Genomic DNA, 9,557 nt, shown 5'->3' on the forward strand with positions numbered 1-9,557 from the left:
TCGTATCAAAAAAAGGTCAGCAATCGCTGGCCTTTTTTTGTTTTTATATCCCCAAAAAAAACACAATGAAAAACAAATACGAGAGAGAATGAAAGATGAAATCGACCCTGATCCTGAGCTGTCTGCTGATGACGGCCTGTCAGCTTGCACCCGACAACGACGATGCGTCGGAGCCGCTGATCACCGAGCCTCCCGTCGCATTTGAAAACACTTACAACGCGGAAAACACCTACCGTCAAACGGTAAAATCGTTTCCCCATATCGAGATCGCCAGCCGCGAGTTGCCCGACGGGGTGTCTGAGAAAACCAACATTACCTATGTTCAATATGGCCGCCGGGCCTTGCAACTTGACCTCTATCGCCCCGAGGCCGAAGCGCATGGGCCGCGTCCGGCCATTGTGTTGGTGCACGGTGGGGGCTGGCGCTCCGGATACCGGGAAAATCTGACGCCACTGGCACAGGCGCTGGCCAAGCGCGGTATTGTCAGTGCCAATATCAGTTACCGTCTGGCGCCGGAAGCGCCATTTCCGGCGGCCATTCACGATGTCAAAGCGGCCATTCGCTGGTTGCGTAAAAACGCCGACCGCTACGGCGTTGATCCCGAGCGGATTGCGGTGGGCGGCACCTCGGCCGGCGGTCAGATCGCCAGCCTGACCGGCATTACCGCCGGCGATCCCTACTTCGATCCGCAGGCCGAGCACAGCTCCGTGTCCAGCGACGTTCAGGCGATCGTCAATATCGATGGCCTGTCCGACTTCACCTCGGAGGAGGCGCGCAAATACGAAGATGACCCGAGCAAGGATCCGTCTTCAGCGGGCTCCTGGTTTGGTGGTCGCTACGCCGAGCAGACCGAGCGCTGGCACCGTGGCTCGCCCATCTACTATGTGCACGAGCAGATGCCGCCCATTTTCTTTCTCAACAGTGCGATCGAACGCTTCGGCGTGGGTCGGGATGAAATGATTGAAAAAATGGAGCCTCTGGGCATTCCTTACCGGGTGGAAAAAATCGAAAATACTCCACACACCTTCTGGCTGTTCGATCCCTGGCTGGAGCCGACCGCGGATTATGTGGCAGAGACGCTTGAGGCCTTCTGGCAGTGAGTAGGGGGCTGGCGTATGATAGGAGCCAAACCCGCAAGTATCGAGATGCCCAGACGTTTATAGGAGCCTGGATTGACGCAACGTATGGAAAGTCGTTCGCCGCTATTGCTGCCCGCTATTGTCTTCCTTCTGGTCATCGGAATGATCGAAGGGGTGATACTGGCGTACAAGGGAAGTCTCGAAGCAGAACAACGGCTGCAGGCGGTCGCGTTCGGCACTGACGTGCGTTCACGTGCCGAACGTGAGCTGACCAGCGTGCTGAATCTGACCAGTGGCCTGGCCAGCTATTTTCCTGTAGCGGTACGCCGGGATTCGCTGGAGCGCGACGAAGTGCTCGATATTCTCGCCGTGGCCTATGAAACCAGTCCGATGGTCCGCAATTTCGGTGTAGCCCTGGGGTACGAATTGACTTACGTCTACCCGCCCGAGGGCAACGAAGAGGCCATTGGGCTGGACTACCGCGAACTGGAGGCTCAGTGGCCGGCGGTGCAGCGGGCCATTGAAGAACAGCGTCCCGTCCTGTCTGAAAAAGTGCCCCTGGTACAGGGTGGAGAGGGCTTCATCTACCGCAAGCCCATTTATATTGATGGCAAATTCTGGGGGCTCTTGTCCACGGTCATCGACGCTCAGCCCCTGCTGGAAGCCATGTTTGCGCAGGGCAATCGCTCGGATACCCCGTTTGAATTTGCGGTGCGTAGCACCAATGAGCAATCCTCACTGTTGCTCTGGGGGCCCGATGCGCTGTTTGACGATCCCGAGTCCGTCATCATTTATTCAGATCGCGGCTGGGAGTATGCGGTAAAACGGGCCAACGTCGATTCGCACTGGTTGCCGATTTTCATTCTGCGCATTCTGGGGTGGGTGTTGGCCCTGGTGCTGGGGCTGGTGACCTATTCGGCGCTGCTCCATCGCAGTGTGGCCCGCCAGAGCGTGCCCGGTCAGTAAAGCGCGGAACTCTTAATGCTTTCTCTATAGCGCTCAGGGCTTTCTCCATTGCGCTCAGGGCTTTTTTGAAACCGCTCAGGGCTGCTCTCCAAGCACTATCCGACTCAAGCGGGGGGCCTGACGGCGGATGAGGCCGAACAGTAGCAGTCCCGTGCCGGCACCGGCGACATTGGCCAGAATATCCAGCCAGCTGAAGGTGCGCGGCGGCATAAAGTGCTGGGCGATTTCAATGCCGGTCGAGTAGAGAATCAGCAGCAACCAGCGTTGCCACCAGGGACTGCGGGGCAGGGCGAAGGTGATCGAGAACCCCGCCACCAGATAACCCAGAAAGTGCATCAACTTGTCGTTATAGACCGGAACATGGTCTCCCGGAGAGCTGGTCAGGCTGAGGTAAGTGTAGGCCACTATCAGTAGGACGAACTGCAGACGGCACAGGGGGCGCCAAAGCGTGTAAAAATCAAAGGTCATAGCGATTGGTCAATCCGTCAGGGGCAGAAGTGCCTCGGCATTGTACAGATCCTGGGGATGGTTGATATTGAAAAACGGGTCGAAGCCCGCGTTATGAAACGACACCTCCACCGCATTCTGTGCCCGCACCCAGTCCTGGAGCCGTGGGCTGTGCTCGCCCCTCAACGCTTCGCTCACCGGCTCCAGCAACGAGTGGTGCCAGAGCGCAAAAATCGGATGCATGCGCCCCTCCGAGCTGGCGACAGCCACAGTTGCCTGGGCGGATTGGGCCGCGTCATACAGCCTCTCGACCAGGTCGGGTGGAAAAAAGGGAGTGTCGGCGGCAAAGCTCACCAGCCATTCGCTCTCGGGGCGATGGCTTTTGAGCCAGCTCAGCCCGGCGTGGATACCGGCCAGCGGCCCGGGGAAATCCGGGTACTCATCAGGCAGCACGGTCAGTCCACTGCGCGCAAAGCGAAGCTGGTTGCCATTGGCGCTGAGCAGCAGGTGATCCACCTGGGGGGTGGCTTTGTCGATGCTGCGCTGCAGCAGCGTCCGGCCACCCAGCGGCAACAGGCACTTGTCGCCACCTCCCATACGGCGGGCCTGGCCTCCAGCGAGAATTATGCCCAGAATAGGTTTGTTTTGCGTCATATCGTGGTTAACGGCGTGCCAAATAAACAGTACTATACCCTTACGGGTGCGGAGATGGCGACCGTTTTCCGCGACACAGACAACGGCTTGGGAGCAAATACGGTTATGACCCTGGATTTACAGAGCCTCAGACGCGAATACCTGCGCGGCGGCCTCAACCTCGAAGACCTGAGTGCCAGCCCCATCGATCAGTTCAGTGTCTGGATGGAACAGGCGGTCACGGCGGACATTCCCGACCCCACCGCCATGGTGCTGGCCAGTGCCGCTCCCGATGGTCAGCCGTCCCAGCGGATTGTGCTGCTGAAAAACCTGGATGAACAGGGCTTTGTGTTTTACACCAACTTCAACAGCCGCAAGGGGCGCGAGCTGCAGGCCAACCCCAAAGTGAGCCTGCATTTCCCCTGGCATGTGCTGGAGCGGCAGGTCGATGTGTGCGGCGTCGCCGAACGGCTGAGCGAGGACGAAGCCGCGCACTACTTTTCCCGCCGCCCGCGCGAAAGCCAGCTGTCCGCCTGGGCGTCGCATCAGAGCCGCACGATTGTCTCGCGCGAGGCACTGCTCGAGCAGTATCGCTCGGTGGAAGCGCGCTTCGAGGGCGGTGAAGTGCCCCTGCCGGACTTCTGGGGTGGCTACCGCGTAAGGCCGCACCAGGTGGAATTCTGGCAGGGCGGCGCCCACCGGCTGCACGATCGCTTTGAATACAACCGCCAACCCGACGGTAACTGGACCATCGACCGGCTGGAGCCGTGATATGAGTTTGCCCGACACCATGGAGGCTGTGGATTACCACCAGGCCGGCGGCCCGACGCCGCTGTTTATGGTGACCTGCCCCCGGCCCGAGCCGGGCGCGGACGAAGTTCTGATACGGGTGGCCGCCGCAGGCGTCAATCGCCCCGACGTGCTGCAGCGCAAGGGGCTCTACCCACCACCGGAGGGCGCCTCGCCCCGGCTGGGCCTGGAGGTGGCCGGAGAAGTGGTGGCCGTTGGCGCACAGGTCCAGCGCTGGCAGCCGGGCGACCGGGTGTGCGCTCTGGTCAATGGCGGCGGCTATGCCCAGTACGCCGTGGCACCGGCCAGTCAGTGCCTGCCCATTCCCGACTCACTCACTGAAGAAGACGCCGCCGCGCTACCGGAGGCGACCTTCACTGTCTGGCACAATCTGTGGCAGCGGGCGCGCCTGCAGCCGGGCGAGACTTTACTGGTCCATGGCGGGGCCAGCGGCATCGGCACCACCGCCATCCAGATGGCGAAAGCACTGGATGTCCGGGTGATCGTGACCGCCGGCGGGCCGGAAAAATGCCGGGCCTGCGAGGCGCTGGGAGCGGACGCGGCCATCGACTATCAGGCGCAGGATTACGTGGCCGAAGTCAAACGCCTCACGGAGGGCGAGGGCGCCCATGTCATTCTGGATATGGTGGGTGACGACTATATCCAACGCAACATCTCCTGTGCGGCAAAGGAAGGGCGCATCGTCAACATCGCCTTCCTTAAAGGTAGTCTGGCCAAGGTCGACTTTCTGCCGGTCATGCTCAAACGCCTGACCCTGACCGGCTCCACCCTCAGAGCCCAGAGCGACGAGGTCAAGGCGAGCATCGCCCGGGAACTGGAGCAGCGCATCTGGCCGCTGATCGCCCTCGGGCGAATCAAACCACTGGTTAATCATCGCTTCCCCCTGGCCCAGGTCGCGGACGCCCATCAACTGATGGAATCCAACCAACTGATTGGCAAAATAGTGCTGACGTTATGACCACCACCCGCCGCCCACTTGAAGGCATACGCGTGATCGAACTGGGCCAGCTCATTGCCGGCCCCTTTGCCGGCTGCATGCTGGCTTACTTCGGCGCCGAAGTGATTAAAATCGAGCCGCCGGGCAAGGGCGATGCCCTGCGTGGCTGGCGCACGGTGGAAGACGGCACCTCGCTCTGGTGGCGCAGCCTGGGGCGCAACAAAAAAAGCGTCACCCTGGATCTGAAACAGCCCGAGGGGCGCGCCCTTGCCCGGCAACTGATCGATGGCGCCGATGTCCTGATTGAGAACTTTCGGCCGGGCGTGATGGAAGACTGGGACCTGGGGCCGCAGAGCGTCAAACAGAGCAACCCCGGGCTGGTGTATACGCGCATCTCCGGCTTCGGCCAGACCGGGCCCTACGCAAAAAAGCCGGGCTTTGCCTCGGTGTGTGAGGGCATGAGCGGCTTTCGCTACGTCAACGGCTTTCCGGGCGAGGCGCCGGTGCGCCCCAACCTGAGCATCGGTGATACCATCGCCGGTATTCACGCCGCCTTGGGCATTACGTTGGCGCTGTTTGAGCGCGAGCGCAGCGACGAAGGCGAGGGGCAGGTAGTGGACGTGGCCCTCTACGAGGCCATGTTCAACCTGATGGAAGCGGTGGTGCCCGAGTACGACGGCGCGGGCATCGTGCGCGAGCCCTCGGGCACCACGGTCACCGGTATCGTGCCCACCAACACCTATCGCTGCCGGGACGGCAAGTACGTGGTCATTGGCGGCAATGGCGACTCCATCTTCAGGCGGCTGATGGACGCCACCGGTCGTCCCGAGATGGCGCTGGATCCGCGCATGGCGACCAACGCCGGGCGCGTGGAATGCGTTGAGGAAATCGACCGGGCACTGGCGGACTGGTGCCAGAGCCTGGACTCCCCGACGGTACTGGCGCAGCTCGAGCAGGCGCGGGTGCCCTCGGGCCCTATTTACAGCGTGGCGGATATGATGGCCGACCCGCACTTTCAGGCCCGGGGTCTGTTCGAGCAGGTGGAAATCAACGGCAAGCCGCTCAAAATACCGGCCATACTGCCGCGCCTGGCGGGCACGCCCGGTCGCACCGACTGGCCCGGCGCCGAAGTGGGCAGCCATACCGACAGCGTCCTGGGAGAAGTCCTGGGCCTGAAAGCGGAAGACCTGACGCGCCTGCGCGAGCAGGGCGTCGTCTGAAACCGAGAGAATGCACATGAAACGACACGAGGACAAAGCGCCCGGGACTGAAGTCAAACCCGGCCGTTATCGCCACTACAAGGGCAAGGACTATCAGGTCATGGAGGTGGCCACCCACAGCGAAACCGGCGAGCAGTTGGTGGTCTACAGCTGCCTGTACGGCGACTACAGCTGGTGGGTGCGCCCCCTGACCATGTTCACCGAGTCGGTCGAGGTGGCGGGCGAAAGCCTGCCCCGCTTCGCCTACCTGGGGCCCATGGAGCCGGCGGGGCCGTCGGACACCGACCAGTGGGCCGGCCAGTGAGTTCGATCGAACAGGACGAACACTGGATGACCCGCGCCCTGAGTCTGGCGGAGCAGGGCGCTGCCCTGGGGGAAGTGCCGGTAGGCGCCGTATTGGTGCGCGGGACTGAGGTGATCGGTGAAGGCTTCAACCAGCCCATCAGCGCCTGCGACCCCAGCGCCCACGCCGAAATCGTGGCCCTGCGCCAGGCCGCCCAGAGCGAGCGCAACTACCGCCTGCCCGAGACCACCCTCTACGTCACCCTGGAGCCCTGCACCATGTGCATCGGCGCCCTGATTCACGCCCGCGTGGCGCGCCTGGTGTACGGCACCACCGAGCCCAAGGCCGGAGTGGTGGAGAGCCGCAACCAACTGGCGCAGACCGACTACTACAACCACACCCTGGAGTGGCAGGGCGGTGTGCTGGCCGAGCAGTGCCAGCAACAGCTCAGTGATTTTTTCAGGCAGCGCCGGGCCGAGGCCAAAGCGCGCAAGCAGACCTCGCAGGCATCATGAAAGTATTCGATTGTGTGATCATCGGCGGGGGCGCGGCCGGTCTGATGTGCGCCGCCACCGCCGGTCAGCGCGGGCGGAGCGTGGCGGTGCTGGATCACGCCAACAAAGTCGGCAAAAAAATCCTGATGTCCGGCGGCGGTCGCTGCAACTTCACCAACTACGATGTCTCCCCCGACAACTTCATTTCCCGCAATCCGCATTTCTGCATCTCGGCGCTGCGCCGCTACACGCCCTACGACTTTCTTGAGCTGGTGCACCAATACGACCTGCCATACCACGAGAAAACCCTGGGCCAGCTGTTCTGCGATCATAAATCCAAGGACATCCTGAATATACTCCTGGCCGAATGCGACAAGGCCGGGGCAGAGATCCGCACTGGCTGCTCCGTGGACGCCATCGAACCCCTGGAGCCAGGGCCCGGATTCAGACTGACCACCAGCGAGGGGCTGATACAGTGCCAGTCCCTGGTGATCGCGACCGGCGGCCTGTCCATTCCGACCATGGGCGCCACCGGCTTCGGCTACGAGGTGGCCAAGCAGTTCGGCCTGCCGGTCACAAGAACCGACGCCGCCCTGGTGCCTTTCACCCTGGGCAGCCGGTGGCTCGAAATCGCCCAATCCCTCTCGGGCCTGTCACTGCCGGTCACGGCCGAATGCGGCGGGCAGCGCTTTGCCGAAGCGCTGCTGTTTACCCACCGGGGCCTGAGCGGGCCCGCCATCCTGCAGATCTCCAATTACTGGAAGCCGGGCGATACCGTCACCATCGATTTACTGCCCGGCGAATCGCTGGAGCAACTGATCGAGCAATGGCGCACCGACGGCCAGAAAACCAGCCTCAAAAACCGGCTGGCCCGGCTGCTACCCAAGCGCTTTGTGGAAACCTGGCTCAGCCTACCGCTGTTCCCGGAAGCCATCCACCACAAACCCCTGGCAGAACTCAGCCGCAAGGAGATCAACGCCCTATGCGAGGGCTTCCACCAGTGGCAACTGATCCCGCCCGGCACCGAAGGCTACCGCACTGCCGAAGTCACCCGGGGCGGCATCGACACGAATGCCGTTTCTTCCAAAACATTTGAAACCAAAACCGTACCCGGCCTCTACTTCATCGGCGAAGTGCTGGATGTGACCGGTTGGCTCGGCGGCTACAATTTTCAATGGGCCTGGGCGAGTGGGTATTGTGCGGGGCAGTACGTCTAATTATAACCGTTGGGGCTGCTTTAAGACTCCCGGAAGCTCCCACTGGTTTGAGTTTGATGTACGCGAGTGCGTCATTGAAGAACACATGCTAGGCTTACCCCATGTATTTCAGACCGAAATACAGTGCCTTCGCGGCATTGATCAAATTTTAGTCGGTTTGTACGGTGTGCTTTCAGCGTCGCTGGATTAGTACGCAATTTACAGCGTAGCAGTGCGCGTTATTTGCATTACAAAAGACGGTAATTTTGTAGTTTTCAATCGCTTAGCGATGAAGCTAAGATTAAGCCCCGGGGTTTGTATGAAAGTTCTAAGAATCAATAACTACTAAGGAGTCAATTTATGTTGTCAAAAATAGTTGTAAACCTTTATACCGTTCTATTGGAAATAGGGCTATGGCTTGTTCTGATTGTCGGCCTCGTAGGTGGCTGGCAGTCAGGAGGTGTTATAGGTGCAATTGTAGGGCTTGTAGGCGCTGCAATTTTTGGTGCAGTTTTTTTCGGTGCATTTTTAGTTATTAACGACATTCGGGCACGAGTTAAAGTTATTGAAGAAAGGCATAAAGGATGAAATTAACAAGCCAAACCAGCCGATCGCTATAAGCGCCTGCCTTGAAAGGCAGGTCGCCACTTATAGCGATCGTCTGTTTTGAGCGTTATTCTGGAAAATTATGGAGATGGACAATTGCTGAGCAGCATAAAAATCGAGAGATTTAAAAATATAGAAGATCTCGAATTGCCATTAGAAGGTATCAACTTACTAATAGGATCCAACAATGCTGGGAAAAGTAGTATTCAGCAGGCAATACAGTTTTCTATATCAATAGCACAATCAACAGGCCAGCAAAGCTCTCGCTGGACTGGAGATAGATGCCCTTCTTCACTATCAAGTGATCTTCTTATTTACTCCCCGCTTCGAGATATCGAGGCACTCGCACCCGGTGGTCATTTACAAACAAAACTCGAACATGCGATAAAAGTTACTTTCAATGAAGCTTCGAGCTGCAGCATCACAATCAGGAAAGGAAAGAACAGGAATGTAGCAACGGCTATCGAGGGAAAAGCCCTTGGGGAAAAGTTGCAGGATATCGAGAACCCATACTCTATTATTGTTCCTGGATTGGCTGGCATACCATCTGTAGAGGAATATAGTCCGCCTTCTATAGTGAGAAAGGCTGCTGCAAAAGGAGATTCCAATAGCGTCTTTAGGAATATTCTTTTGCTTCTAACTAAAGACGAAAACTCTTGGTCAGAATTCATTACAAAGTTTCAAGGCGTATTTCCTGACTATGATATTGCGGTCAGGTTTGACCCCAATGTTGATGAACATATCGACGTAAAAGTCATTAACAATGGTGTGTCACTGCCAATTGATTCTAGTGGAACCGGTATATTACAGGCGATTCAGATACCCCTATGTGTCAACCTGAATCCATACATCGGCTCATTGAGTTAAACTCTATTTCAGAGCCCGC

Annotated in this window: 12 protein-coding genes; 10 read left to right on the plus strand and 2 right to left on the minus strand. The window is 59.0% G+C overall.

Going from position 1 to position 9,557, the window contains the following annotated elements; all coding sequences use genetic code 11:
* Window positions 1-95 precede the first annotated feature (95 nt).
* Window positions 96-1,100: an alpha/beta hydrolase gene (locus tag AAE484_RS01900; RefSeq protein WP_341936626.1), complete on the plus strand. Its 1,005-nt coding sequence runs from the start codon at window positions 96-98 to the stop codon at window positions 1,098-1,100.
* Window positions 1,101-1,172: 72 nt separating this feature from the next.
* Window positions 1,173-2,045: a CHASE domain-containing protein gene (locus AAE484_RS01905; protein ID WP_341936627.1), complete on the plus strand. Its 873-nt coding sequence runs from the start codon at window positions 1,173-1,175 to the stop codon at window positions 2,043-2,045.
* Window positions 2,046-2,120: 75 nt separating this feature from the next.
* Here AAE484_RS01905 and AAE484_RS01910 read toward each other — a convergent pair whose 3' ends face one another.
* Together AAE484_RS01910 and mobA are read right to left on the minus strand one after the other, a co-directional pair.
* Window positions 2,121-2,513: a VanZ family protein gene (locus AAE484_RS01910; RefSeq protein ID WP_341936628.1), complete on the minus strand. Its 393-nt coding sequence runs from the start codon at window positions 2,511-2,513 to the stop codon at window positions 2,121-2,123.
* A 9-nt stretch (window positions 2,514-2,522) separates the two neighbouring features.
* Complete coding sequence (mobA, locus tag AAE484_RS01915; RefSeq protein WP_341936629.1) at window positions 2,523-3,146, minus strand: molybdenum cofactor guanylyltransferase MobA; 624 nt, start codon at window positions 3,144-3,146, stop codon at window positions 2,523-2,525.
* Between the two features lie 111 nt (window positions 3,147-3,257).
* Here mobA and pdxH point away from each other — a divergent pair, with 111 nt between their 5' ends.
* The 8 genes from pdxH to AAE484_RS01955 all read left to right on the plus strand — a co-directional run bounded on the left by pdxH (window position 3,258) and on the right by AAE484_RS01955 (window position 9,538).
* Entirely contained in the window at window positions 3,258-3,896 is a 639-nt protein-coding gene (pdxH, locus tag AAE484_RS01920) for a pyridoxamine 5'-phosphate oxidase (RefSeq protein WP_341936647.1), read from the plus strand.
* A gap of 1 nt (window position 3,897) precedes the next feature.
* Entirely contained in the window at window positions 3,898-4,893 is a 996-nt protein-coding gene (locus tag AAE484_RS01925) for an NAD(P)H-quinone oxidoreductase (RefSeq protein ID WP_341936630.1), read from the plus strand.
* The gene (locus AAE484_RS01930) at window positions 4,890-6,092 is read left to right on the plus strand and encodes a CaiB/BaiF CoA transferase family protein (protein WP_341936631.1); all 1,203 of its coding nucleotides are present in this window, start codon (window positions 4,890-4,892) and stop codon (window positions 6,090-6,092) included. Before AAE484_RS01925 ends, AAE484_RS01930 begins: the two co-directional genes overlap by 4 nt.
* 16 nt (window positions 6,093-6,108) lie before the next feature.
* Window positions 6,109-6,396 carry a DUF1653 domain-containing protein gene (locus AAE484_RS01935; RefSeq protein ID WP_341936632.1) on the plus strand — a complete coding sequence of 96 codons (288 nt, stop codon included), beginning with the start codon at window positions 6,109-6,111 and terminating at the stop codon, window positions 6,394-6,396.
* On the plus strand, window positions 6,393-6,890 hold the full coding sequence (tadA, locus tag AAE484_RS01940; RefSeq protein ID WP_341936633.1) for a tRNA adenosine(34) deaminase TadA: 498 nt from the start codon (window positions 6,393-6,395) through the stop codon (window positions 6,888-6,890). The genes AAE484_RS01935 and tadA overlap by 4 nt, the downstream gene beginning before the upstream one ends.
* On the plus strand, window positions 6,887-8,086 hold the full coding sequence (locus tag AAE484_RS01945) for an NAD(P)/FAD-dependent oxidoreductase (protein WP_341936634.1): 1,200 nt from the start codon (window positions 6,887-6,889) through the stop codon (window positions 8,084-8,086). The genes tadA and AAE484_RS01945 overlap by 4 nt, the downstream gene beginning before the upstream one ends.
* A 339-nt stretch (window positions 8,087-8,425) precedes the next feature.
* Complete coding sequence (locus AAE484_RS01950) at window positions 8,426-8,653, plus strand: hypothetical protein (protein ID WP_341936635.1); 228 nt, start codon at window positions 8,426-8,428, stop codon at window positions 8,651-8,653.
* A 78-nt stretch (window positions 8,654-8,731) separates the two neighbouring features.
* A complete protein-coding gene (locus AAE484_RS01955) occupies window positions 8,732-9,538 on the plus strand; it encodes an AAA family ATPase (RefSeq protein ID WP_341936636.1) in 807 nt (268 codons plus the stop codon).
* Window positions 9,539-9,557 lie beyond the last annotated feature (19 nt).

Source organism: Marinimicrobium sp. C2-29 (genome assembly GCF_038419845.1).
Taxonomy (GTDB): domain Bacteria; phylum Pseudomonadota; class Gammaproteobacteria; order Pseudomonadales; family Cellvibrionaceae; genus Marinimicrobium.